This window comes from Xylophilus sp. ASV27, assembly GCF_016428875.1.
GTDB lineage: Bacteria > Pseudomonadota > Gammaproteobacteria > Burkholderiales > Burkholderiaceae_C > Xylophilus.
This window is the reverse complement of record NZ_JAELTO010000034.1, coordinates 14,418-39,477: the sequence shown is the minus strand read 5'-3', so window position 1 is coordinate 39,477 and position 25,060 is coordinate 14,418. Positions and strand designations below refer to the sequence as shown.

Sequence of the window (25,060 nt, the reverse complement as noted above, 5' to 3'; positions counted from 1 at the left end):
GCGTTGCACTGCGCATCGCCGACCTTGGCGTGGTCGGCCTTGCACGCCTGCCGTAGTGCTTTCAGGCGCTCCGGGTTCGCCACCAGCGATTCGACGGTTTCGATGGGGGCGGGCTTGCCACAGGCGGCCAGCATCAGCGCGGCGACAGATACGATGAAGAGCACTCGCATGGCGCGCCCCTCAATTGCCGTAGAAGTTCACGGTGTAAGGTGTGTATGGTGTGCCACTTCCCATGAAGCGTCGCCGTACCTCCTTGGCCCGTTCATGCACGGCCACCTGCCGTGCCTGCTCCAGCGCGGCCGCCCGATCCTGCGTGATCTGCAACTGCTGCGCCTGCATGGACTGGCGGGCGTGCAGCGCCAGCAACTGATTCGTGGCCTGCGTGGCCTGCAAGGCACCTACGGCCGACTGGCTGCGGTTGACCAGGTCCGTCAGCGCCTGCTCGTCCTTCGCGAAGTTCTGCACCGCCTGCGACTGCACCTTCGTCGCGGTCCGCAAGGCTTCCAGCGACGTGGTCCAGCGCTTGCGCGCATCCAGCACCATCTGGGCACTGGAAACTGCAGAGTCGAAAGACGCCGGATACAGCTCCCTGAACTGCGTCTCCATCTGCTGCACGTTGAAGGCGAGCCCCTGCGCCTGCTGGATCAACTGGTTCGTGGCGGACAGGGCCGCCCGCAATTCCGACAGCGCGCTGAAGTCCAGGCTGGTGAGGTTCTTCGCCTGGTTCATCAGCGACTGCGCCTGGTTCTGCAATTGCTTGATCTGGTTGTTGATCTGCTCCAGCGTGTTGGCAGCGGTCATGATGTTCTGCGCCAGGTTCGACGGGTCGAACACGATGTCGCCGATGCCGAAGAGTGCGTGGGCTGGCGTCACAGTGCCCAGGGCGAGCGTGGCCGCAGCGGCCAGGGCGGCGATGCGGGGCTTCAGGAAAGATGTGCGGTTCATGGCGATTTCTCCTGCGTGGTTGAGGAAGGGAATGAAGGGACGAGGTCAGCGGCCCAGTCCAGGCCACGATGGCGCAGCCAGGCTGGCGCGAACCCTGTCATGCCGTCAGTTGCGGATGCTGCCAGCACCGCATCCATGGCCCGCTGGTCCTCAGGCGAGGACGCCCCGGCGAAGGCGAGTGCTACCGGACCCAGCCCAAGATCGAAGACCCGGTTGCCCTGTCGCGATTGGTAGTAGTAGTCCCGCTTGGGCTGTGCGGTGGCGACGATGTCGATCTGCCGGCTGTTCAAGCCGAAGCGCTCATAGATGACGCGGATCTGCGGCTCGGTCGCCTGCGGGTTCGGCAGGAAGATGCGGCTGGCGCAACTCTCCACGATGGCCGGGGCAATGGAGGAGTTCTGTATGTCCGCCAGGCTCTGCGTGGCGAAGACCACCGACACGTTCTTCTTGCGCAGCGTCTTGAGCCACTGTCGGATGCGCGCGGCGAACACCGGGTCGTCCAGGAACAGCCAGGCCTCGTCCAAGATCAACAGCGTGGGCGCGCCATCGAAGCGCTCGTCGAAGCGGGCGAACAGATAGCCCAGCACTGCCAGGACGGCCGCCTTGCTGTGCATCAGCTCCTCCATCTCGAAGCACTGGATGGAACCGGTGCCCAGGCGATCCGAGTCCGCGTCGAGCAGCTTGCCGTGGGCGCCACCCAGCACGTAGGGCTGCAGCGCTTGCCGCAGCACATTCGACTGCAGCAGCACCGACAAGCCCGTCATCGTCCGCTGCTCCACTGGGGCGCTCGCCAGGCTGTTGAGTGCCGACCACAGCGCGTCCTTCTCCGGCGGGCCGACGGCCACGCCTTCCTGCACCAAGCGGCCCTCGATCCATTCGGCCGCCCAGGTGCGGTAGCCTTCCTGGTCGATGCGCGCGAGCGGCTGGAAAGCAATCTCACCTTCGATGCCCAAGTCGTAGTGTTCGCCTCCGAGTCCAGAGATCGTGGCCCGCATGGACCGGCCCATGTCGAACACCAGCAACCGCGAACCCGCATACCGCCGGAACTGCATTGCCAGCGTGGCGAGCAGCACCGACTTGCCCATGCCGGTGGGGCCTACCACCAGCGTGTGGCCCACGTCGCCGACGTGCGTGACCAGCCGGAACGGCGTGGCGCCGTCGGTACGAGTGACGATCAGCGGCGGCCCGTCGAAGTGGCTATTCCTCTCCGGCCCCGCCCACACGGCCGACACCGGCATCATGTGCGCCAGGTTCAGCGTGGAGATGATGGGCTGGCGGACGTTGGCGTAGACGTTGCCGGGGATGGACGACATCCAGGCCTCCACAGCGTTCAGGGTCTCCGGGATGGTGACAAAGCCTCGACCCTGGATCGTCCGCTCCACCTGCCGCAGCTTCTCGTTGGCGGTGCTCGCATCTGCATCCAATACCGCCACAGTCCCGGTGACGTGGCCGAAGGCCACCTGATCGCTGCCCAGTTCCTGCAGTGCGGTATCGGCATCCGAAGCCTTGTTGCTGGCATCCGTATCCACCAGTGGGCTCTCCTGCTGGAAGAGGGTTTCCCGCAGCAGCGCCACGATGTTCTTGCGCTTGGCAAACCACTGCCGCCGCAGGCGGATCAGTTCCTTCTCGGCTTCGGACTTGTCCAGGCAGAGAAAGCGCGTGGACCAGCGGTAGGCGAAGCCCAGGCGGTTGAGGTCATCGAGGATGCCGGGCCAGGTCGAAGTCGGGAAACCACGCACCGACAGCACGCGCAGATGCGCATCGCCCAGCATCGGCGCCAGTCCGCCCACCAGCGGCCGGTCGGCCAGCAGCGCATCGAGATGCATCGGTACCTCGGGCACTGCAATGCGTTGGCGCTGCGTGGAGACCGTGGAATGCAGATAGCTCAGGGTCCGGCTGTCATCGAGCCAGTCGATCTCGGGCAACACACCTTCGAGCAGGCCCAGGAAGCGTTCGGACTCGGCGACGAAGGTGTCCAGGCGTTCGCGCCAGTCCACTCCTTCGGCCTTCTGGTTCTCGTACAGCAGCCGGCCCGCGCGGGCGTGCGACTCCTCGGGCGGCAGGTACAGCAGCGTCAGGTGGTACGCGCTCTCGAAGTGGCTCTCGGCTTCCTCGAAGGCTGCGCGACGTTCTTCATCGACCAGCCATGACAGCGGCTCCGGAAACGACGACTGCGGGTAGTCCGCCGCGTCGCGCCGTTCGGCCTCCACGAATAGCGCCCACCCAGAGCCCAGGCGGCGCAGCGCGTTGTTCAGCCGCGCCGACGTGGCGATCAGTTCGCCCTGCGTGGCGCTGTCCAGGTCTGGCCCGCGAAACCGCGCGGTCCGCTGGAACGAGCCGTCCTTGTTGAGCACGACGCCCGGTGCCACCAGTCCGGCCCAGGGCAGCCAGTCGGCCAGGAGCGCTGGGCGCTGGCGGTATTCGGCGAGGTTGAGCATGGCGTCTTCCTCCCCTCACACGTCCAGCAGCGACCGATGCTTGATGTGCCGCGCAAAGACCGCCATGAACTGCACGTCCATGCGTGCACCCCAGACCGCGAGCGCGTGGCCGGCAATCCAGAGCACCAGGCCCGGAATCCACAGTTGCAGGCCGAGGCCCAGGGCAGCCGCCAGCGTGCCGTTGGCAATGGCGACCGTGCGCGGCGCGCCACCCAGCAGGATGGGCTCGGTCAGGGACCGGTGCAGCGGCACCTCGAAGCCAGGAGCGCTCTCCGTAGCGTTGCTGCTGCTCATGCCAGCACCGCCCCGCCCGAGAAGCTGAAAAAGCTCAGGAAGAACGAAGATGCCGCGAAGGCGATCGACAGGCCGAAGACGATCTGGATCAGCTTGCGGAAGCCGCCCGAGGTGTCGCCGAAGGCCAGTGCCAAGCCGGTGGCGATGATCACGATCACCGCCACGATGCGGGCCACCGGGCCCTGGATGGATTCGAGGATCGACTGCAGCGGCGCCTCCCAGGGCATGCTGGAGCCGGCCGCGTGCGCGGGCAGTGCGACAGCCAGCAGCAGCGCTGCAGCGGTCGTGGCGAGCAGAAGCGGCTTTGCGGAAGTACGGCAAGTCGCACGATGGGATGAAGTCACTTCGAATCTCCTGGAGTGGATGACGGTTGGGAAGAAATGGCCGGAAAACACGGCCCGAGGGAGGAATCGAGCTGGTAGCCGTGCGCGTCGTGGCCGATGACACGGGCGATCTCGCGCACACGCCGTGCATGGCCGCGCCCTGCGATGTGGACGATGACGTGCACGGCCTCTGCGATCAGCGCGCGCGGCACCGTGACGCTGATCTCCTGCACGAGCTGTTCGAGGCGCAGCAACGCGCCGGCCGCGGAGTTGGCATGTACCGTTGCGATGCCGCCGGGGTGCCCCGTGCCCCAGGCCTTGAGCATGTCCAGCGCTTCGGCGCCTCGGACTTCACCGACCACGATGCGGTCCGGGCGCAACCGCAGCGTGGCGCGCAGCAAGTCGGCCATCGTGCTCACGCCCGGCTCGGTGCGCATCGCCACGTGGTCGTCGGATCTGCACTGCAGTTCCACCGTGTCTTCGAGGATCAGCACCCGGTCATGGGTGTTCGCGATCTCGTCCAGCAGCGCATTGGCGAGCGTGGTCTTCCCGGTGCTGGTGCCGCCGGCCACGACGATGTTCAGGCGGTCGCGCACGGCCTGCCTGAGGAACACGGTCTGTTCAGTGGTCATGACGCCATCGGCCACATAGTCCGCCAGCGTCATGATGCGAAGCGCCCGCTTGCGGATCGCGAAGGACGGCGCCCGCGTGATGGGCGGCAGCACGCCCATGAAGCGCTCGCCCGTCTCGGGCAGTTCGGCCGACAGCAGAGGCGCGCCGGGATGGACTTCGGCGCGCACGTGGGCGGCCACCAGCCGGATGATGCGTTCGGCCACCGGCGCGGATAGCTTGTGGCCGGTGGGTGCTCGCCCGGCACCCAGCCTGTCCACCCACAGTGAGCCATCCGGGTTCAGCAGCACTTCGACGACTTCCGGGTCATCGAGCGCCGCCGCGATCTCCGGCCCCATGGCCGTGCGCAGCATCCGGATGCGTCGCTGCGCGGACTCTCGCCCATTGGTGTCGGGTAGACCGCCCGGCATGTCGTCGAAGCGTTTCATGGTCTGTCTCCTTCATCGGTGCTGGAGGGATCGCCTCCGGAAGTGGGCTCGGCGGCAGCGGATGGCGGATCGCCCTCCTTGCCGACGAACCCCGTGAAGTCCGGACCGATCTCTTCATGGACCTCCCGGACCAGGCTGCGCCCGCGCTGGATGTGGCGAGCGAGCTGTTCGATGAACTGCGTGTAGCGGACGCGGCCCTGGGCGCGCAGGGCTTCCTGCTGGTGCTCCGGCACCGGAAGCGCCAAGGTCAGGTAGTGGCGAACGAAGAGCGCCACGGTCTCGATGAGCACGCCCTGGTCGCGCTCCAGCCGGTCGAACTGGCGCGAGAGCCGGTCCAGGCGCTTGGCCAGTGCGGCCTCGCGCTGGTCCATTGCATCGGGCGAGAGGAACGAGGCCAACGCCGCCGCGATCACCGAAGACTTCGAGGCGCCGCGGTGCGCGGCAAAATCCTCCAGCCGCTTCGCATGCTCGGGCTCGATGAAGATGTTCAGGCGAGCGCGGGTCATAGCGCGATCCCGTCGTCCGGGTCCATGGCGGCCAATCGAGCGGTACGAACGAGTTGGCGCTCCAATTCGCGCGGCAGCAGCGGCGCGCCGTCGTCATCGCGTTCGTCGTGGAGCACGATCAGGTCGCCGGCCTCGGCCTCGCGCACGGGCTCTTCAGCGATGCCCAGCTCGGGCTTGCGCTGGTGGCCGCCTTCTTCGGCGAAACCGCCCATCGCATCCTCGGCACTCGGGGATGCGGGCACGGGAACCACCAGGCCACTCCAGTCGTTCGCGCGCATGGCGGGCTTGTCGGCATAGGCGCCCGCAGTCAAGACTGGGCCCGGCAACACTCGATGCGTGAAGTTCCGGTCCTGGTAGTACCGCAGCTTCTTCGCCCGGATCGGCGGATGGCCGGACACCATGACCACCGCATCGTCGGGCGGCAACTGCATGACCTCGCCCGGTGTGAGCAATGGCCGCGCCGTCTCCTGCCGCGAGACCATGAGATGGCCCAGCCAAGGCGCCAGCCGGTGCCCTGCGTAGTTGCGCTGCGCACGCAGTTCGGTGGCAGTACCCAACGAATCGGAGATGCGCTTGGCCGTGCGCTCGTCGTTCGTGGCGAACGCGATGCGTACGTGGCAGTTGTCCAGGATCGAATGGTTGGGGCCGTAGGCCTTGTCGATCTGATTGAGAGATTGCGCGATCAGGAAGCCCCGCAGGCCGTAGCCGGCCATGAAGGCCAGGGCCGACTCGAAGAAGTCCAGCCGGCCCAAAGCCGGGAATTCGTCGAGCATCAGCAGCAGCTTGTGGCGGCGCTCGATGCCATCGGAGCCGTCGAGCGATTCGGTCAGGCGGCGGCCGACCTGGTTGAGGATCAGGCGGATCAGCGGTTTCGTCCGGCTGATGTCCGAGGGCGGAACGACCAGGTACAGCGAGACCGGATGCTCGGCAGAGATCAGGTCGGCGATGCGCCAGTCACAGCGCGACGTCACTTCGGCCACGGTGGGATCGCGGTACAGGCCGAGGAAGCTCATGGCCGTGGACAGCACGCCCGAGCGCTCGTTGTCGCTCTTGTTGAGGACTTCACGCGCGGCCGAAGCGACGACAGGATGAACCTCATCCCCAAGGTGCCTCGTGCTCATCATCCGGTGCAGCGTCACCTCGAAGGGACAGGCCGGGTCGGACAGGAAGTTGGCCACGCCGCGCAGCGTCTTGTCCTCGCCGGCGTAGAGCACGTGCAGGATCGCGCCGACCAGCAGCGCATGGCTGGTCTTCTCCCAATGGTTGCGCTTCTCCAGCGCGCCTTCGGGGTCCACCAGGATGTCGGCGATGTTCTGCACGTCGCACACCTCGTGGGCGCCGCGCCGCACTTCGAGCAATGGGTTGTAGGCTGCGCTCTTCGGATCGGTGGGGTTGAACAGCAGGCAGTGGCTGAAGCGGCTGCGCCAGCCGGCAGTGAGGTTCCAGTTCTCCCCCTTGATGTCGTGGATCACGGCGGAGCCGGGCCAGGACAGCAGGGTGGGGACCACCAGGCCCACGCCCTTGCCCGAGCGCGTGGGTGCGAAGGCCATCACGTGTTCCGGCCCTTCGTGACGCAGGTAACGCCCATCCTTCTGCAATGTCCGACCGAGGAAGACGCCGCCACCGCCGGTCAGGCCGGCCTTGTCGATCTCTTCAGGTTCGGCCCAGCGCGCGGAACCGTAGGTCGTGACGCGGCGGGCCATGCGCGAGCGCCAGACAGCCATGCCGATGGCGGCGGCCGTGGCCACCATTCCGCTCGATGCCGCGATGGCGCCGCCGTGCAGAAAGACGTCCGGGGCATAGGCGTCATACCAGTACCACCACTCGAAGAGCTTCCAGGGTTCATAGACAGGAACACCGATCAGATCGAACCAGGCCGATCCCAGGCGCGGCTGGTAACCCAGCGCACGTGCCGCCCACTGCGTGGCACCCCAGACGCCACCCACGGCCACACCGGCCACGACAGCGATCTGGCCGAACAGGATGCCCGTCTGGGTGCTTGCAGCGTTGGCGCCGCTACCGGCACTGGCTTGAGACATGCACGTTCCTTTCGACGCTTCTCCAGCGCACGTTCGTTGGCGCATCGACTGCGCACGCGTGCCCCCGCGGCACGCACCGCATGAGTCTGGAATCGATGCGTCGCGCGACCAACCCAGCAGGGCGTAGCACAGCGCGCGCTGCTCGGAGAATTCGAAAGAAGCGTTCAGGCGCTGCAGCCGCGCTCCTGTGGAGCGAAGTGCCACGTCATGCTCTCGTGATCGTGTCCGCGGGACCCTCCACCGGCGGACTTGTCTCTTGGAATCAAGGATCGCTGCGGGTACAGACCGCGTCCATGGCCGTTCGCGCAACGCCTGCGTTGGACGGCGTGCACTGACTTCCGCTACGCTGGGCCGTCCTTGATGCGCTGCGCCCTGGCATGCGCCACGAAGTGCTCCAGCGTGGCGGGCAGTTCCGCCTTCCTGCGCCTGTAGAGCACGTACGTCGTCAGCTCAGCCGCAGCGTCTCTCAGCGGGATCGACACAACGTCCGGCCGTTTCATCGTGAGCATGTGGCCGGCATCGGCCAGGCCGATCCCACAGCCGCTGCCGATCTTGGTGATGAAGCCGGCCAGTGAGCAGGCGTGGCTGGCGATGATGGGCTTGTGGGTGTGCTGTCGGATCAGCGCATCGATCTGGCGGTGCACACCCGGCTTGTAGTGCGGGTCGCAGACGACCAACGGATGAGAGACGACCTCCGGCATCGTGGCCGACGGCTGGCCGGCCAGGACATGCCCAGAGGGGACCAGCACCACGAGCGGATAGGACCACGCGGCCTCCTGGACGATGGCCTGCTCGGGCTTGACCCCGAAGGAGAAACCCACATCGAGCTCTTCGTGGCGCAGGCCGGCCGCCAGTTCGCTGGCCCGCATCTCGGTGATGTCGAGTTCTGCGGCCGGGTGGGCTGCACGCCACTGCGCCAGCCGCATCGACAGCAGCGGCTGCGCCAGGCCATCGGCGATGCCCACGCGCAGCGGCAGGTGGCCCTCGGCGTAAGCTTCCTGCACCTCGCGAACGACCTCGCGGAAGTTGGCGAGCATGTCGTTGCAACGCGCCTGCAGCCGCAGGCCGGCCGGGGTCAGGCGAACGCCGTGGGATCCCCGCACGAACAGTTTCACCCGCAGGCGGGTTTCCAGTTCGTCGATGGTGCGAGAGAGCGAGGAAATGTCGGTGGGAATCTCCTCGGCCGCACGATGGAAGTTCTGCGTGCTGGCCGCCACTCGGAAATGCTGCAGATGCCGCAGGGTGATGGTCAGACTCATCGTGCGCGGTCCACCGTCAACCAGCGTGGGCTGCGGCCACGAGGACCTCTGCCGGTGCTCGGATACGCCGCGAGGTGACGCTCGTGACCTCTGCCTCCGATTCGACATGGACCGTGAATCCCTGGCCCGCGAAGTCCAGACGTTCACGGCGGGCCGTCGCCAGCAGGCGCTCGCGCAGATCCTCGTCGTCGAGTTCGATGCTGCGTCCGTCGTGGCCCACCAGCCTCAGTGCATGGCAGGAGCGACGCCATGGCCTGGCGCGGTAGTAGACCGTGCGGGTCTGGCTCCATTCGCGCAGCAGCAGTTCCGCCGCTTCCAGTTGGTGGATCACGCGGTAGACCGTGCCGTTGCTTACCCGGAGGCCGCGCAGCAGTAGTTGCCGGTAGACGTCATCCGCGCACAGGCGCCCCGGTGCGGCCGCGTCGATCACCTGCAGCACGCCAATGCGCGCGATGGTCGGGCGCAGCTTGGCTCGCCGCAAACGCTCCATCACACCCGGGAGGTCGTGCTTCTCAAAGAGCGTCATCTCAACGGAACCTCATGCCACCACAAGCGTGTCAGGGCGGGAAGGCGCATGCCGATTCATCCGCCATCTTGTGTCCAGCAAGACCGCTCCTTCTTCATGACGTCTGCCGTTGTTCACTTAGCTGCTTGGTCGGTTGCCAGTTCTGCACGTCCAACTGACGCGCCCACAACTTCGCATAGGTACCCGCTTGTGCCAAGAGGTCTTTGTGCCGCCCTTGTTCGACCAGCAATCCCTCATCCAATACCAGGATGTGGTCGACATGGCGCACGCTCGCCAGTCGGTGGGCGATCATGATGACGGTGCGTCCCCGCGCCAGTTCGCCGATAGCCTGCCGGAGTTCGGCTTCTGCTGATGGATCCACGCTGGCGGTAGCTTCGTCGAGCAGCAGAACGGGAGCGTTCTTGAGCAACGCCCGTGCAATCGATATGCGCTGGCGTTCTCCACCCGACAGGGACGCACCGCCTTCATCAAGCAGTGTGTCGTAGCCCTGCGGCAGTGCGGAGATGAATGCATGTGCCTGTGCGCGCCGAGCTGCTGCGATGATTTCGTCCTGGCTTGCATCCGGCTTGCCGATGCGCAGGTTGTCCAAAACCGAGCCGGAGAACAACAGAACGTCCTGGAACACCATGGAGACGTGGCGGTGCAACGCCTCGGTACCGATCTCACGCAGATCTACTCCCCCGAGCCGAATGACGCCGGCATCCACATCCCAAAGCCGCGCGATCAAGTGCACCAACGTGCTCTTGCCTGCGCCGCTCGGCCCGACCACTGCGGTGAGTGTGTTCGCTGGAATCGTGCACGAGACGCCATCCAGAGCGAATCTGTTGCTGCCTTCGTAGGCGAATTTCACCTGGTCAAACTCGACATCGTGCCCCTGCGGTCGCCGCGGCTGTGTCGGTTCGGGCAACCCGGGCTCGGCCAGGACTGCTTCGACGCGTGCCAACGCGCGGCGGGCAAAACGCAACAGCATCGTCGACAGGCCGACTTCGAAAAGCTGCCGATACACCGGCAACGCCAGCACCATGAACAACAACAGGACCTGGGGCGACAGAGTTCCCCCGATGAGAAGCCAGGCTCCGATGAGCACCAGTGCGACAAAGCCCGCTTCCAGCAGGAAGCCAAAGGCGGCGAGCCAAGGTGCTGGCTTGGACTCCACCGCCAACATGGCGGCATGCTGGTCGTCAAGAATCGCTTCCAGCCGTCTCCAGGCTTCGCCGAAGCGTCCGAAGCCGCGGGCCACGACGATGCCCTGCACGTATTCCAGCAACGCAGACTGCGCCGCGGCGTTGGCGGCGATCAACCGGTCGGCAGGACGGGCGGCGACCCGTTGTGTCCACGCCAGCGCAAGCACAGCCAGCGGCAGAACAGCCAGCACCACCAGCGCAAGCCGCCAATCCACCCACAGAAGGAAGCCCAGCAGGAACACCGGCATGGCCAGCCCAGCGACGAACACGCCCAGAAAATGCGACCAGAGGTTCTCGATCAGTTCCAGGTCCGACGTCAGGCGCGCGCTGAGTTCACCGCCGCGCTGGCGCGTGAACCAGCCCATCGAGAGCCGACGCAGATGGTCTGCGACGCGCAGCCTCGCCTCACCCATCATCGCGTAGGCGCCGGTGAATACAAGCGGCATGCCTCGCTGTCCCGCAAAGATGCGCAACACCAGGAAAGCAAGCATCGCTACGCCGTAGCCGAGCGCCAGCATCGAAGTCACGCGCCCCGCGAACACGTCGCACAGAAGGCCATAGAGCAACGGATACGGCGCCGCCGCAAACAGTCCTTCCAGCGCAGCCCACAACAGGCCGCGCACCAGCCGCGGATCACGGTATCCCGAGAGCCGGAATCCTGCCTGAACCAATTCCCGGATCACGCTTGAACCTCCTGATCGGCGCCCAGGGTCCAGTCGCGGACCTGCTCGTGATCGCGCCACAGCCGCTGGTAAGCTGGGCAGTCGCGCAGCAATGCCTCGTGTCGCCCCAGCCCGACGACGTGGCCTCGTTCCATCACCACGATGCGATGTGCACCCATGACTGTGCGTAAGCGGTGAGCGATCATCAATACGGTTCGCCCACGGCAGAGTTCTGCCAGCGCTTGCTGTATCAAGACCTCGTTCTCGGCATCCACACTCGCGGTTGCTTCGTCCAGGAGCAGGACGGAGGCGTCCTTCAATAGCGCACGGGCGATCGACAGGCGCTGGCGCTCGCCGCCGGAAAGCCGTGCACCGCGCTCGCCGAGGGGCGTGTCGTAGCCCTGCGGCAACGCCAAGATGAAATCATGGGCCTGCGCTGCGCGGGCGGCAGCCTCGATGGCGGCATCGTCTGCCTCGGGCTTTGCGAGGCGCAGGTTGTCGCGGACCGTTCCGTGGAAAAGGAAGACTTCCTGGAACACGATGCCCACACGGGCAAGCAGCGCATCAAGCGGCCAGTCCTGTACCGCCATGCCACCCACACGCACGCTGCCGGACACGGGTTCGTAGAGTCGGGGCACCAGGCGGGCGATCGTGCTCTTGCCCGAGCCGCTGGCGCCTACCAGTGCGGTGAACTGCCCGGCTTCAGCGCGGAAGCTGACGTCTTCCAGCGCAGCACGGTCCCCATAGCGATGGCATACGTCGATGAATTCCAGGTCCAGCATGCCTTGTGGCAGCGGCCCAGGTAGCGGTTCGGCCAGGGCCGGTGCAGCCAATATTTCGCCGATGCGGGCCAGCGCCTCGGCGCGCTGCATGTGCTCCCCCAGCGCGAAGGTCAAGCGCAGCAGTGGCGTCAGCACGGCAGGTGCGACAAGCAGGAACAGCACATAGGTGGGCAGATCCAATCCCCCGCGCGCGTTCAACCAGGCGCCCAGCGGCGCGACGACGATCAGATTGGCCGTCAGTAGAGCGCTGAAAATGACCCATCCGGATGAACTGCTGCGGGCATGCTTGGCGACCCAATCCACCGCGCCATGCACGGTTGTGGCCAGGTCGCTGAACGACTGTGCGTCCAACCCGAACGACTTGACCACGTGGATGCCGCGTACGTACTCGCCGACCTGGTTGGCCAGGCGCTTCTGCAGCATGTTCCATTCGCGCATCCGTTCGCCCGAGCGGCGCACGACCCAAGCCTGTGCTCCTAGCGCCAAGGGCAATGGCAGCAGCGCGGCCAATGCCAGGCGCCAGTCAGCAAAGCACAAGAAGGCCAGGGCCACCAGCGGCACCGCAGCGGATGCCACCGCATCGGGCAGCATGTGGGCCAGGAATCCTTCCAGCGCGCTCACATCATCGTTCAGCGTTCTTCGCAGACTGCCGCTGCCACGTCCGGCGAAGAAGGACAAAGGCACTTCGCCAAGGCGCCGCACCATGGCCAGGCGCAGCCTGTGCTGGACCGCGAAGGCCCCCGTGTGGGCGAACACATGACTGATGGCCATCAGCACCCAGCGCAATGCGATCAACCCAAGCGCCCACCACGCCAATTGCCAGATCCGACCGGGATCCGGCTGTTCGGAGAATGCTTCCACGGCGATCCGGTAGATAAACCAGAACGGCGCCACGCTCAGCACCGCCGACAGGACGGCGCTGGCAATGGCCAGGCCCAACTGCATCGGGGCCATGCGGATCAATGCGGTGAAGCGGAGCCGATGGCCTGAGATGCCAATGGAGGACCCATCGGCTTGTGTTGTGGGCTGGCTCACTCGTCGTCCCTCCGCACGGGCCCTTCCACAACTACGATCGGGCGGCCTCGGACAATCTCCACGCTGCCGTTCACGCCATAGACTCGGGCCAACAACGCGCTGTCGATCACCGAGGAAGGCGGGCCCGCGCTTGCGAGTTCCCCCTCGTGCAGAACCAGGACGAGATCGGCGCAGGTCAAGGCCAGATGGATGTCGTGCAGGGTGATGAGCGTGATGATCTGGCGCTGCCGCGTCTCCCGCCCGACCATGTCGATGACCTGGAACTGGTGATACAGATCCAGTGCGCTTGTCGGTTCATCGAGCATGAGTACCCGGGGTTGACGGACAAGCGCTTGCGCCAGTCCAACCAGTTGGCGCTGCCCGCCCGAAAGACCTTCGACCGCTCGATCGGCAAGCCTGGCGAGATACAGATTTTCCAGCGCAGCCTCGACTGCGCGCACGGTCCCGTCATCTGCCGCTCGTCCCAGTAGCCCCTGCTGAGGGCAACCCGCCATGGCGGCACTCAACACGGCTTCGAACACGCCCAGTCGGGAACGAGCGGGCAGACTCTGCGGGAGGTACGTCATCTGGCGGGTGCGCTCCGACTGCGGCTGCCGCATCAGATTCCGCCCATCCAGAACGATGTCACCCCGGGCCGATTGCAGACCTGCCAACCCGCGCATCAACGTACTCTTGCCTGCGGCGTTCGGCCCGATCAGCGCGGTCACAGTGCCAGGCTGCAGTACCGGCAGGGTGAGCTGCTTCAACACTGGCACAGACCCGTAGCCCATGGACAGATCCCTGATTTCCAGGCCTCGAGAATTTGTGTCCATCACATCCCCGCCTGGCGTGTGCGCAGGACGATCGCCATGAAGAAGGGGATGCCCACTAGGGCAGTCACGATGCCAACGGGAATCAGAACGCCGTCGATCAAGGTCTTGCTTGCGATGGATGCCAGAGACAGCATGAGCGCACCCGCCAAGGCCGATGCAGGCAGCATGAGCCTGTGATCCTCTCCGACGAGCAGACGCGCAATATGCGGGGCCACCAGCCCGATGAACCCGATCACCCCGACAAAGGACACCGAGAGGCCTGCCAGCAAGCTTATGCGCAGCAGCGACAAAACCCGAAGCCGGCCCACATCGACACCGAAGCTGCGCGCACGTTCCTCACCCAGCGTCAACGCCGTCATGGCCCAGCTCTGGCGAAGTGCACTGGGCAACAGCACGGCGAGCACCACTGCCAGTGCCGCGATCTTGTCCCAAGACGATCGCGCCAGGCTGCCAAGCGACCAGAACACCAGTTGCTGCAACGTGTCCTGGCTGGCGACGAACTGCAGCAATGCGACCAGCGCGTTGAAGGTGAACACCAGTGCGATGCCGAACAGCACCAGACTCTCGACGCCGAAGCCTCGCCAGCGCGCCAGCAAGTAGAGCAACGCGACGGACATCAGTGCGAACAGGAAAGCGTTGGCCGAGACGAGATACTGCGCAGGCACTCCCGGAATGCCCCATCCGAGCACGATGGCCAGCGCCGCGCCGAAGGATGCGGCAGCAGAAATGCCAAGTGTGAACGGGCTGGCCAGCGGATTGGCCAGCACCGTTTGCATCTCTGCACCCGCCAGCGCCAGCGCGCCGCCTACCAGCACGGCCATCAAGGCATAGGGGAGGCGCACGTTCCAGACAATGACGGCCTCGGTGCGCGGAACGCTGCCGGGGTCGATCAGAATCGTCCACAGCCGATCCAGGCCCATGCCGGAAGGTCCCGTTGCAACGTCGACCGACACGGACAGGCACAGTGCCAGCAACAGGCCGATGACGACAGCTGCGCGCTGCGTATACCGCTGCCGGTAGCGATGACCGGGCAACGCCAGCGCTGCGGCCGTTGGGTGGCTGCCGGTCATGGCGTGGTGTCCGTGAACAGAACGCCCTGTTCCGGGATCGGCATGAAGCGGCGGTACAGCTCTGCGCGCGTGCGCCGAGGGTCCAGATCGGCGAACAGCTCCGGGTGCAACCATTTGGCAAGTGCCTGCACGGCGATGATGTGCTCCGGCGAGTCATAGAAGATGTGCCAAAGCCCGTGCACCCTGCCGGCCTTCACCGCACCCAGTTCCCGTGTTTCCGGCCGCTGGGCAACGGCCCGCAAGCTGCTTTCGGCATCCTTGGATGACGCTTGGTAGCCCAATGTGACGCCGGCCTGGCCGGCCGCGAAGACACCGGTGGCGACGTAGACATCCGGGTTGCGCGACAGGATGTATTCCAGGTTCAGTTTGCCGATGGGGCCGGGGATGCGGCCGGCGCCGATGTTCTCGCCGCCCGCGATGTCCACCATCTCCCCGAAGTTGCCTTTACCGGGGGATCCACAGCAGTCCTGCAGCCCGGCCAGCATGTCGATGAAGATCGAAGGACGCTTGAACCCTGGTTTCGATGCGGCCCCGTTGACCCTGTCGGTGACGCTCCGCAACTGTTGCTCGTAGAAGGCGATGTACGCCTCGGCCTGCTGACTGCGCCTCAGTACCTCGCCCATGATGCGGAGGCTGGGGACGGTGTTGCGAAGCGGATGATTGCTGAAGTCCACGAAAACCACCGGGACGCCGGCAGCCTGCAGTTGGCGTACAGCCTCGCTGTCCGGCGTAGGGCCATGTCCACCGGACACGGCCATGAAGGCCACGTCGGGCCGCACGGACAAGGCTTTCTCCACGCTGAAGGTCTCCGACGATGTTCCGCCCACCAGCGGTACTTTCTCTGCTTGCGGGAATACTTTGGCGAACGCGGCATAGCCTTGCACGTCCAGGCCACGGAAGTCGCCTTGCCAGCCTACCAAACGGTCGAAGACCTGCTTTCCTTCAAGCAGTGCCAAGGTATAGACCAAGCGCCCTTCGCCCAGAAGAATGCGCTCAACACGATCCGGCACGACGACGCTGCGGCCAGCAACATCCTTGACAGTTCGCGCTTGTGTTGAAGCGCTGAAGACAACCATCACGAGAATGGCGATGCAGGCAAAAGAGCGCGGTGACAACCAGCTCGTAGACGTTTTCATGAGCTCAGACCTTTGGACACGGATGAGATGGAGGAGACGGGATCGACGCAAGACGGGCGGCCCGCTTGCGCCACCACATCACCAGGCCGGAGACATAGAGCACCGGCAGCACCAGCCCGGCGACAACGGCGATCACCTGCCCGGAAACGCCGAGCATCAGCTCGGCATGCAGTGCCGAGGCAGTCGGTTTGAAGCTTCGACCGAGCCCCACTGCATCGAGCCAGGTGAACCAGCCGGGACGGGCAAGCCAGACACCCGTGAGTGTGAGCAGCAGCAAGGGCACGAACAAATACGCTGCAGCCACGTTGTGCAGCTCCATCCAGAAGCGCAGCCCGCGGCTTCGGCGGTGCAGCGTGAGCGCTGCCCGCCACCGACTCCACTGCCAACCACGTGGCCACCACAACCATGCGCCGGTGCACACGGAGATCAGCAACGCCACTCCGCAGGCCGCCAACAGGGGCGCTCCTACGGACGGCGGCAGCAAGAGCGAGCGGTGCAGTGCCACGGCTTTGGCGAGCCACAGGTCGTCGAACACGAAGAAGGCACGCGGATCGGCCGTGTAGGGGTCGACCATCGCGATACCGATACCTTTGCGTCCCTGAACAGGGCCAAAGACCATCGCGTTGTCTGATACAAGAAAGCCTCCGCGCGGCGCTGCAGTCCCCATGACGCGAACGAGTTGTGGATAGGCGGTTTGGGCCGACTGCTTCCAGGCTTCCTGGGAAGCGAAGGGCGTACCGATGAGAGACGGGTTCTGCAACCTCACCGCGGCAGCCCCCACTTCCCACTGAAGCAGGGGCGCGCGCAAGACCAGCACCGATCCGCTCAGGCCCAGTAGAGCCAGTACGAACCCCACCGTCAGCGCGATCCACAGATGGACTTGGCGCCAGATCCGCCGGATGCGGATGTGCGATGGCTCCTTCATCCGTCGAGTGACGGGCTGCGCATCAGAATTTCGCACGGAGCGTCAACTGCGCACTGCGAGGCTCGCCATACACGTTGCCGAAGTTGGCCGGACCGAAGCCGCTGCTGCCCAGGCGGGTGTAGTAGGTCTTGTCGAAGACGTTGCCGATGTTCAGTGCAGCTGACCAGTGCTGGTTGATGCGGTAGCCCACGCGCAGGCTTGCCACGGCATAGCCTGCCTGGCTCACGCGCACCTTCGGAGTTCCGCCCGCGTTGTAGATGGCGCTCTGCACGTTCACGCCTGCGCCCACGTCCCAGGCATTCCAGTCGCCCGGAAGTCGGTAGGAGGTCCACAGGCGCAGCAAGTGCTTGGGTGAAAAGCTGCGGAAAGCTTGCCCTTCGTAAGTTGGATCTTGCTTGTATTTGCTGGTGTTGTAGGTATAGCCTGCGGCGATCTGCCATCCCGGCAAGACCTGGCCGGACACTTCCGCCTCGAAGCCCTGGCTTTGGACCTTGCCGTTGGTTGCGTAGCAGCAACTGTCCACGACTGTCGGCGAAACCTGGACAGCTCGGTTGCTCTCGTCGATGCGGAAAACCGCGAAGGACGTGTTGAGCTTGCCGCCGTAGAACGCCCCTTTGATACCGGCTTCGTAGTTCGCGCCGATCACGGGTGGCAACCCGGCGCCACTTTCGTCCTTGTAGTTGCTCTGCACGCGGAAGATGTCGGCGTAGCTTGCGTACAGCGCCCAGGTGGGGTTCAGGTCATAGACCAATCCCGCGTAGGGCGTGAAGCGTCCGTTTTGCCGGTAGTCGGACGTCACACGGCTCGTCAGAAGATTGGTTGTGGAGGTGTCCCACCAACTGAAACGGCCGCCCAGGATGAGCGTCAGGGGATCTGCGATCTTCAGTCGGGCTGCACCGTAGATGCCGTGCTGCTTGGTGTCCGTCCTGCTGTTGCTCGTCCAGGTCGGGGCGCCTGGGTCAGCGACGGTGCGGGGGTCAAAGCTGAAGACGTTGACCGGCGTTCCACCGAAGCCGTTCAGACGCCCGCCCTCCGAGTTGGCCTGCCGGTCGTACCAGTTTGCACCGACCACCAGTTCATGCCGGCGCCCGAATGCCTGGAATGCCCCGGTGAGCATCGCGTCCAACGCCAACTGCCTGTTGTCGTAGGCATTTGCACCACCCGCCAGCCTTGGACCAGCCAGCGTGCTGCGATCGACAGCGCCAGTCACATAGGCGTATTTGAGGTCACTGGTCTCGTGGTCAGAGACCGCGCTGATCTTCAACTGCCAATCGCTGTTGAACGAATGGGTCACGTCCGCGAAGACCTGCGTGGTCTCGAAGTCCCAATGCGTCCATGGCGTGCTGAGGAAGGTGCTGCGTGGCAAGCCCAGGTCACCGCCGTCCTTGTAGCGTGGCATCCCCATCATCGCAGGACGCCAATCGCGCTTCTGATAGCCGGCACCGAGCGACATGGTGGTGCTGGAAGTCAAGTCCGCCTCGACGATTCCGTAGAGCGATGTTCGTTCGCTGTTCGCATAGTCGACATGCGAATCACGCTTGTCGTAGGCAGCGGCCAGGCGAGCCCGAACCGAGCCCGACTGGTTCAGTGGCGTGCTGTAGTCCACTTCGCCACGCCGGGTATTCCAGGACCCGAAACCCAAGGAGCCCGAGAACTGCTGTTTGCCGAAGGGGCGCTTGCGCACCAGATTGATGACGCCGCCTGGCTGCCCGGCACCATTGAACAGGCCGGCAGCACCTCGCAGCATCTCGACATGATCGAACATGATCATGTCGGGCTGGCCCCAGGACGCGCCACCGGTCTGGATCGGCACACCGTCGTACTGGAAGTAGTCGACCGGATAGCCGCGCGAGTAATAGGAGGGAATGACCGCGGTGCCGGACAAGTCGACGGCCACGCCAGGGGTCTGTGCCATGATCTCGTCCAGCGTGGAGAGGTTCTGGTCTTCGATGCGCTGGCGTGTGATGACGGAGATCGATTGAGGCGTTTCCTTCAGGGTTGCCGGGAGCTTCGAGCCTACTGTGGTGCCTGCGGCGGTGTATGAGTTGGAGAGTTCCGTCGGTGTGTCTTTGGCTGTTTGGCCCGTGACGGTAACCACTGGCAAGGTCGATGAATTTGCCGTCGCCGACGATGAAAGAGTCTGTGCAGAGGCATGCATGGACATCCATGCGACAGCCAAGGCCACCGGCGTTAGCGCTTGGCGTAACGGAGAAAGACGTCGCGCAGCACGCGATTCGGATGAGCGGAACACGAGTGTCCTCCCTTTGAAAATGAATGAGAATTAATCTCAAACAAATGTAAGGACACGTCAGAGAAGGTGCTTCACCCTGCGGCGCTATGGCTTTCGAATTTTGGAATCCTTGGGGGCAATCAGGTGCGATGACATGCGATGCGCTACGCGCCTTTGCGTGCCATCACGACCTCACTCAATGGATCAGTTGACTGGGCGAGAAGCCAAATCGTGAACGAAACAGGGTGGAGAAGTGCGGGATGGCATACCCCACGAAGGAGGCGACTTCGGATACGGAATATGCGCCGGTGGATAGCATCCGATAGGCCTCATGGAGTCGATGCTGCTGGATCGATTCGAAGACGCTCATACCAAACAATTGTCGGTAACCTTGGGCAAGCTTCTTCACGTTAGTTCCTACTTGCCGCGCGAGTTCATGTAGAGAAAGTGGTTGCTGGTAGTGCGACAAGGCCAGTTCCCGCGCGTGCCAGATACGTTCCAGATCGGCCCCGCTCAGTTTGTGTTCCTGCTTTGCTCGTTGCGCTAGCAACGGCTCAGTCGCGGCAACCGCCATCTCCAGTCCTTTGCCGGCGAGATACATGTCTTTCATGACCCCGTTCAACGGACACAGAAGAACCTGACTGGCTATGGCCCTCAACACAGGTGTGAGGGGTTGATGTATGACGACGACGTCCTCGCTGTACAGTCGACCAGCGCCGATTTTTGCAAGCTTTTCGAGGTCCAAACCGCAGCGTTCCGCGCCAAATGGATCAATGCCGATCTTCACGTAGCGTTGGAGGATGTTGGGCTCAAACCTGTCATAGCCTTCGTGCCGACCTGACGCAAGTACCAGGTAGGCACCTGATGCGCTGATGTCAAAGGGTGCGCGGCCATTGACTCCACCGCTCAACCTACAGTTCAGCGTCACGATAACCTGAAGCCCTTCGAAGACGGGCGCCTTTACCTCCAGCACACGCTTGGGCACGATCGACTCCACTGACATCGTCATGTCTGTAGATAACTGCTTTGACCACTTCGTAGACAACATGAGCACCGCCATAATTGCGAATGAATCTCAATTGTATTTGAGGCGGGCTGATACTGAGAGGCCAAGCAAGGCGCCCTTTATTGCCTGATAGTTGGCTCTGCGGTAGCGCGTCAGAGTTCTACGCCTCGCTGCCGGCCCAGGCTCCATGTCACGGACGTACCGCGCACCACGGCGCCGAGTTGCTGTCCCAGGCGCTGTTCGATCACCGGCCGCCAGGGCACCAGGCTGAAACCCATTCCATCGTCGAGCATGGCGAAGCGGCCGCTGGCAAGCTGGATGCTCTGGCGGTAGACGCCGCTGGCTTGCTGGCCATCCTGCAACGGGCGATAGAGTTTCCCAGTCTGGTCCTGCAAGGCTTTGCCCACGCTCGCCAGTTCGCGCTCACGCAGCGTTACCAACAGGCCACGGGCAAGAACGATGCGCTGGCCCCGCTGTTGGGCCAACCCCTGCTCGTGCAGGAACTCCGCGCGCTGCCCCAGGGCCTCGCGCGCCTGCGCGCCGAATCCCTGCGGCGCCAGCATCTGGCCGCCGTCCACCAGTTGCCGGTCCAGCTAGGTCGCACCGATCGTGCGCACCTGCTGCTCGATGGGCAGGTGGGACCGCAGCTCGATCACGAGGCCGGCGCTCTTGCGCGCATCGTGTTGCTGCGCCCTATCCAGCAGGTCGCCGGGGATCGTCCACACGCCTTCCCCCAGTCGCTCCACCACACCGCTGCGGCGCAGGGCTTCGAGGCGACGGACGTGGACATCGACCGTGCCCTGCGGATCGTGCGCGCCGGCCTGTGTGAGTCGGGCCAATCGGCCACCCGTGCTGTAGATGCCCTCCGTGGCGGCGGCCAGGATGTTGCGGTCCACCGCCTTCTCCCGCGCTGGCGGCCGGGCCTCCACGATGGCCCCCATGGGCAGTTCAGCCAGATCGGCGCCGGCGGGCAGTTTGAGGTGATGCGCACGCCCATCGATCCCATCGACCACCAGGTAGCCCCTGTCGTTGAGTTCGTCGGCCAGGCCCTTGCCGACGATGCGACCGATGACGGGTGCAGTGTGGGCGCCGCCCCCGTCGTGCAGCACCAGCTCGCGCTGCTGACCTTTCAGCGCCCGGCGCATGGTGTCCATCGCGTCCTGCCGCTCGCCCAGTGCGCCCAGGGTGACCGCCAGGCCGGGCTGGAGCTTCCAGCGGTGTGCATCCACCCGCTCAGCCAGCCCCAGGCCTTCGAGCCGCTGCAGACGTGCCCGCAGCACGTTCTGGCGTTGCTGATCCTGCTGCCTTCCAGCGAAGTCGATGCCGTCCGAGCCGGCCTCCCGGATCAGCGCCCGGTCCAGGCTGGTCAGGCGCTGCTGGTCCACCTCCCGGAGCAGGCTCTGGCGCATCTCGGCCTCGGTGCGCGGCCCCAACCACTCGGTGGCGATCTCGCTGGCCCGCTGGCGCATGCCGTTGGCCATGTAGTCGGGAGCGATGACCAGATGCTCGCCGTTGGCCGTGTGCCCGTTGATCACGATGTGGGTGTGCGGGTTGTCCGTGTCCCAGTGGTCCACGGCCACCCAGTCCAGCCGGGTCTCCAAGTCGATCTCCATGCGGTGCATGAGCTGGCGGGTGAAACCCTTGAGGTCCTCCAGCTCCAGCCCGTCTTCGGCCGAGACAATGAACCGGAATTGGTGGCGGTCGCCCTTGCCACGTTCCTGGAAGGTCTTGAGGTCGGCGGCGTCTGTTTCGGCCCCGTAGGCCTGCCCCTTGTTCCCGTCACGCGTGACACCGTCGCGCTCGATGTAGCGCAGATGCATCGCCACCGAATGCGGACTGGCGCGCTGGAGCACAACGAAGCGGCTCTTGATGATCACGCGCCGGGCATTCGCGCCCAGCCGCCGGCCCGCCATCGTGGCCGCGACGCGGCCCCTGCCGAAGGTGTTGGCGGGGCGTCCGGCGTTTCCGCCAGAGCGCTTCGTACCGGCCTTGGACACCTCCTTGAGTACCTGCGAAACGAAACGCTGAGGCTGCGGTCCGGTGCGCGACTTCGGCGGAGATGGCCGGACGCGGAACCGGTCGTCGTCACGAGATGCCATGGCGATGCCTTTGGCGCAGCGTGACGCAGCCCAGCGCAAACGGCACGCGGCAGAGGCGGTTCGCATGCGGATTCCGGTGTCCGCGCGGCACGCGCAGTACCCCTCGCGGTGCCGCCGCGAACCCACGTGCAGACTGGCTTCCAAGGGCTCGGCGTGCCGGTCCCTTTATCTGGCCCTGCCTCTTCGCCTCCCGCATCCGCTCCCGGCTCCGAGGAACCGCCAGCCGCGCACGGGGTGCGCAGCGCAGCACGCAAGGCCGCGCGGGTGCAGCAGGTGCTGCACGCTGGCGTCGGATCCTCTGCACGTCGGAATGCGGGCGAAATACCGTGCTGACCGCAGTCCGGCCGTGCTTTCGCGCACGGCGGGCGCGAGCTTGGCGCATGCGTGGACACAGCACCGGTGACAGATTGGGCGCATGCGAGGCGCAGCGACGCTGCGCCGACGGTGGCATGCAAAGGCACTCGTTCACTGCACGCCCCATGTCCACAGCGGCCGCGCGATGCCGAGCACGGTGGATGCACCGATGGGACCGAAGTAGCGGCTGTCGAAGGACGCCGGATGTGTGTCGCTGAGCAGGAACAGCTCGCCATCCTCCAGTGGTCGGCAGTGCGCCCATGCCGGCAGTGCACGATGCGCGCCGTCGCGTTCCCAAACCTTTGCCACGACGATTCCGTCGATGCGCACGACACGATCCCGAACACACACCGCCTGCGGCGCCACCGCGCCGATGCGCTTGAGGATCGGCACGCCTGCGGGCAGATAGCCGCGCTGCGCTGCGAACGCGGCCACCCCGGGGGGCAACCGGGCCAGCACGATGCTGCCCACGTGCCAGAGCGCCTGCGACGCGTTGGCGCCTGACACGGGATCGACCCGATACCAGCCGCGCGCCATGCTGTCGCTCGGGTTGTAGACGATGCGCGCCGGAATCTGCCCCACGGCCGGCACCAGCAATGCGGCAACGGCCAGGACCATGCCGATCACCAGCGCACGTCGACGCCAGCGCATCCCCCTGCGCGGCATCATTGCAGCGCCCCGCGCGCCAGATGCGCTGCGTGCCGCTCGGCCGTGTAGGCCGGCAGTGGCTGGCGTGCGGCCAGCCGGTTGCCGACCGTGCGCCAGTACGCCGGCGCGACCGCGCATGGGTCGATGCTGGAGGCCTCGATGGCATCGACCACCGCGAGCACGGCCTTGACGCCAGCCTCGCCATCGGCGCGCAGCAGGATGCGCGCGCAGGGCAACACGCCAGCAATCCGCTGCAAGTCCGGCTGCGCGTCGTCGGACGGCATCGGCGCTTGCAGCACCATGAGCTGCCACAACGCCGTGCCGAAGTCGTTGCCGAGCCACCTGATGCGGCAGCACACTGCGCCCGGCGCGAACACCGCGACGCGCCGCCAGCGATCCAGCGCGATCTCGCGCGCGGGCCGGCCGAAACGCAGGTAGACGTTCACGCGGTGCTCGACGAAGGCGAGCGAGACGCGCATGTGGCTCGACCGCATCTGCGACGCCGTCTGCGGCCAAGGTCGCGCCAGAGCGGATGCCGGACTCGTACCCGGAGTGCTCATGTCTTGCCCTCCGCGAACTCCCGCTCCAGCAGTTCGCGCAGCATGTCGGCAGCCGTGATGCCGCGCTGGAACGCGATCACCTTGATGCGCCCGCGCAGCGCGGGCGTTACGTCGATGGTGAGACGCGCAGTGAACACCGTTGCTTTCGCCTGGGCGACTGCGCCGTCTTCGCTATGGACCCAGGCCATCGCCGGGTCCGCTGCCGGCCTGCGCCCGATGGGCGCGCGGCGCGGCGTCTTCGATGGCGTCGGTGCAGTCATCCCAACACCTCCCGCACGGCTTGTGCGAACGCCGAGATCTCGCGCGCGGCCGGGGACTGGGGGGCAGCTTCGCTCACCAGCTGGCCAGCGGCCACGCTGTCGGCGAACACGATGCGCTGAGAGATTTCCGCAGGCAGTGCACGGAACGGCTGGTCGGCCAGCGCGGCTCTGGCCTCGCGCCCGATCACGGTGCCGACGACGCGCCGATTGATCACGAAGGCTGCGCGCAATGCGGGCCGGAAGACTTGCGCCTCGGTGATCAGGCCGACCATCTCCTGCGTGGCCCACACGTCGTAGGCGCTGGGCTGCACCGGGATCAGCACCAGGTCGGCGGCGAGCAGCGCGGAGCGCGCCAGGGCCGCCACCCTGGGCGGCCCGTCGATCACCACGAAGTCCGCCTCCAGCGCGATGGCGGGCACTTCCCGGTGCAAGGTATCCCTGGCCAGCCCGAAAACCCCGCAGAGCCGTTCCTGGCCGCTTTGCAGCCGTCTTTGCGACCAGTCCAGGGCCGAACCCTGGGGATCGGCGTCGAGCAGTGTCACGCGGTTGCCCTGCCTCGCCAACTCGCCCGCGAGGTGCGTGGCCAGCGTGGTCTTGCCGGCGCCGCCCTTCTGGTTGAGCAGCGCGATCACCTTGCCCACCAGGCTGCCTTGCGTTCCCGGCCTTCCTGGCAAGCGGTTTTCGCTGCCTTCGATCCGAGCAATGCTGCTTTTTTGAGCGACATCGGCTCGCACGCGCGTCTTATCCATTTATGTATCCCTTTAGATGTTTAGGGAGGCCCGAAACTCTTGCCGGGCGCGGCTTCGCAGCTGATCGGTGCGGGTGATCCACCGATGCTCGTGCGGGCGATCCACCGAGTCCTCAGCGGGTGATCCACCGAACCCGTCCACACGCAATCCACAAGTTCTT

At 65.4% G+C, this 25,060-nt stretch carries 22 protein-coding genes and 1 pseudogene; all 23 read right to left on the bottom strand.

Going from position 1 to position 25,060, the window contains the following annotated elements; all coding sequences use genetic code 11:
- A partial coding sequence (locus JHD63_RS09485; RefSeq protein WP_198970501.1) for an EexN family lipoprotein occupies positions 1-170 on the bottom strand: 170 nt, incomplete at its 3' end.
- Positions 171-180: 10 nt separating this feature from the next.
- Positions 181-945 carry a P-type conjugative transfer protein TrbJ gene (gene trbJ / locus JHD63_RS09480; RefSeq protein WP_198970500.1) on the bottom strand — a complete coding sequence of 255 codons (765 nt, stop codon included), beginning with the start codon at positions 943-945 and terminating at the stop codon, positions 181-183.
- Complete coding sequence (trbE, locus tag JHD63_RS09475) at positions 942-3,383, bottom strand: conjugal transfer protein TrbE (RefSeq protein ID WP_198970499.1); 2,442 nt, start codon at positions 3,381-3,383, stop codon at positions 942-944. The genes trbJ and trbE overlap by 4 nt, the downstream gene beginning before the upstream one ends.
- Before the next feature lie 15 nt (positions 3,384-3,398).
- Positions 3,399-3,677: a VirB3 family type IV secretion system protein gene (locus JHD63_RS09470; RefSeq protein ID WP_198970498.1), complete on the bottom strand. Its 279-nt coding sequence runs from the start codon at positions 3,675-3,677 to the stop codon at positions 3,399-3,401.
- The gene (locus JHD63_RS09465; protein WP_233167868.1) at positions 3,674-3,973 is read right to left on the bottom strand and encodes a TrbC/VirB2 family protein; all 300 of its coding nucleotides are present in this window, start codon (positions 3,971-3,973) and stop codon (positions 3,674-3,676) included. Before JHD63_RS09465 ends, JHD63_RS09470 begins: the two co-directional genes overlap by 4 nt.
- A gap of 44 nt (positions 3,974-4,017) precedes the next feature.
- Complete coding sequence (trbB, locus tag JHD63_RS09460) at positions 4,018-5,058, bottom strand: P-type conjugative transfer ATPase TrbB (protein WP_370590448.1); 1,041 nt, start codon at positions 5,056-5,058, stop codon at positions 4,018-4,020.
- Positions 5,055-5,564, bottom strand: a complete 510-nt coding sequence (locus tag JHD63_RS09455; RefSeq protein WP_233167859.1) for a CopG family transcriptional regulator — start codon at positions 5,562-5,564, stop codon at positions 5,055-5,057. The genes trbB and JHD63_RS09455 overlap by 4 nt, the downstream gene beginning before the upstream one ends.
- A complete protein-coding gene (locus JHD63_RS09450) occupies positions 5,561-7,603 on the bottom strand; it encodes a conjugal transfer protein TraG (RefSeq protein WP_198970496.1) in 2,043 nt (680 codons plus the stop codon). The genes JHD63_RS09455 and JHD63_RS09450 overlap by 4 nt, the downstream gene beginning before the upstream one ends.
- Before the next feature lie 341 nt (positions 7,604-7,944).
- Entirely contained in the window at positions 7,945-8,862 is a 918-nt protein-coding gene (locus JHD63_RS09445; protein WP_198970495.1) for a LysR family transcriptional regulator, read from the bottom strand.
- Positions 8,863-8,878: 16 nt separating this feature from the next.
- Entirely contained in the window at positions 8,879-9,388 is a 510-nt protein-coding gene (locus JHD63_RS09440; RefSeq protein ID WP_198970494.1) for a transcriptional repressor, read from the bottom strand.
- A gap of 94 nt (positions 9,389-9,482) precedes the next feature.
- Positions 9,483-11,255, bottom strand: a complete 1,773-nt coding sequence (locus tag JHD63_RS09435; RefSeq protein WP_198970493.1) for an ABC transporter ATP-binding protein — start codon at positions 11,253-11,255, stop codon at positions 9,483-9,485.
- Positions 11,252-13,051 carry an ABC transporter ATP-binding protein gene (locus JHD63_RS09430; RefSeq protein WP_370590446.1) on the bottom strand — a complete coding sequence of 600 codons (1,800 nt, stop codon included), beginning with the start codon at positions 13,049-13,051 and terminating at the stop codon, positions 11,252-11,254. Before JHD63_RS09430 ends, JHD63_RS09435 begins: the two co-directional genes overlap by 4 nt.
- Entirely contained in the window at positions 13,048-13,800 is a 753-nt protein-coding gene (locus JHD63_RS09425) for an ABC transporter ATP-binding protein (protein WP_370590451.1), read from the bottom strand. The genes JHD63_RS09430 and JHD63_RS09425 overlap by 4 nt, the downstream gene beginning before the upstream one ends.
- A gap of 62 nt (positions 13,801-13,862) precedes the next feature.
- Positions 13,863-14,933 (bottom strand): FecCD family ABC transporter permease, encoded by a 1,071-nt coding sequence (locus tag JHD63_RS09420; protein WP_198970491.1) that lies wholly within the window; start codon positions 14,931-14,933, stop codon positions 13,863-13,865.
- On the bottom strand, positions 14,930-16,069 hold the full coding sequence (locus JHD63_RS09415; protein WP_198970490.1) for an ABC transporter substrate-binding protein: 1,140 nt from the start codon (positions 16,067-16,069) through the stop codon (positions 14,930-14,932). The genes JHD63_RS09420 and JHD63_RS09415 overlap by 4 nt, the downstream gene beginning before the upstream one ends.
- Before the next feature lie 4 nt (positions 16,070-16,073).
- Positions 16,074-16,994, bottom strand: coding sequence for a PepSY-associated TM helix domain-containing protein (locus tag JHD63_RS09410; RefSeq protein WP_198970489.1), 921 nt, complete (start codon positions 16,992-16,994; stop codon positions 16,074-16,076).
- Between the two features lie 22 nt (positions 16,995-17,016).
- The gene (locus tag JHD63_RS09405; protein ID WP_370590445.1) at positions 17,017-19,245 is read right to left on the bottom strand and encodes a TonB-dependent siderophore receptor; all 2,229 of its coding nucleotides are present in this window, start codon (positions 19,243-19,245) and stop codon (positions 17,017-17,019) included.
- A gap of 175 nt (positions 19,246-19,420) precedes the next feature.
- Positions 19,421-20,272 (bottom strand): helix-turn-helix transcriptional regulator, encoded by an 852-nt coding sequence (locus tag JHD63_RS09400; RefSeq protein ID WP_198970488.1) that lies wholly within the window; start codon positions 20,270-20,272, stop codon positions 19,421-19,423.
- Positions 20,273-20,382: 110 nt separating this feature from the next.
- Positions 20,383-22,050 (bottom strand): annotated as a pseudogene (locus JHD63_RS09395) (DUF3363 domain-containing protein).
- Between the two features lie 744 nt (positions 22,051-22,794).
- The gene (locus tag JHD63_RS09390; protein ID WP_255519263.1) at positions 22,795-23,352 is read right to left on the bottom strand and encodes a S26 family signal peptidase; all 558 of its coding nucleotides are present in this window, start codon (positions 23,350-23,352) and stop codon (positions 22,795-22,797) included.
- Positions 23,349-23,891 carry a DUF2840 domain-containing protein gene (locus JHD63_RS09385; RefSeq protein ID WP_198970487.1) on the bottom strand — a complete coding sequence of 181 codons (543 nt, stop codon included), beginning with the start codon at positions 23,889-23,891 and terminating at the stop codon, positions 23,349-23,351. Before JHD63_RS09385 ends, JHD63_RS09390 begins: the two co-directional genes overlap by 4 nt.
- Positions 23,888-24,151, bottom strand: coding sequence for a chromosome partitioning protein ParB (locus JHD63_RS09380; protein ID WP_198970486.1), 264 nt, complete (start codon positions 24,149-24,151; stop codon positions 23,888-23,890). Before JHD63_RS09380 ends, JHD63_RS09385 begins: the two co-directional genes overlap by 4 nt.
- Positions 24,148-24,783 carry a ParA family partition ATPase gene (gene parA / locus JHD63_RS09375; RefSeq protein ID WP_370590449.1) on the bottom strand — a complete coding sequence of 212 codons (636 nt, stop codon included), beginning with the start codon at positions 24,781-24,783 and terminating at the stop codon, positions 24,148-24,150. The genes JHD63_RS09380 and parA overlap by 4 nt, the downstream gene beginning before the upstream one ends.
- Positions 24,784-25,060: the final 277 nt, after the last annotated feature.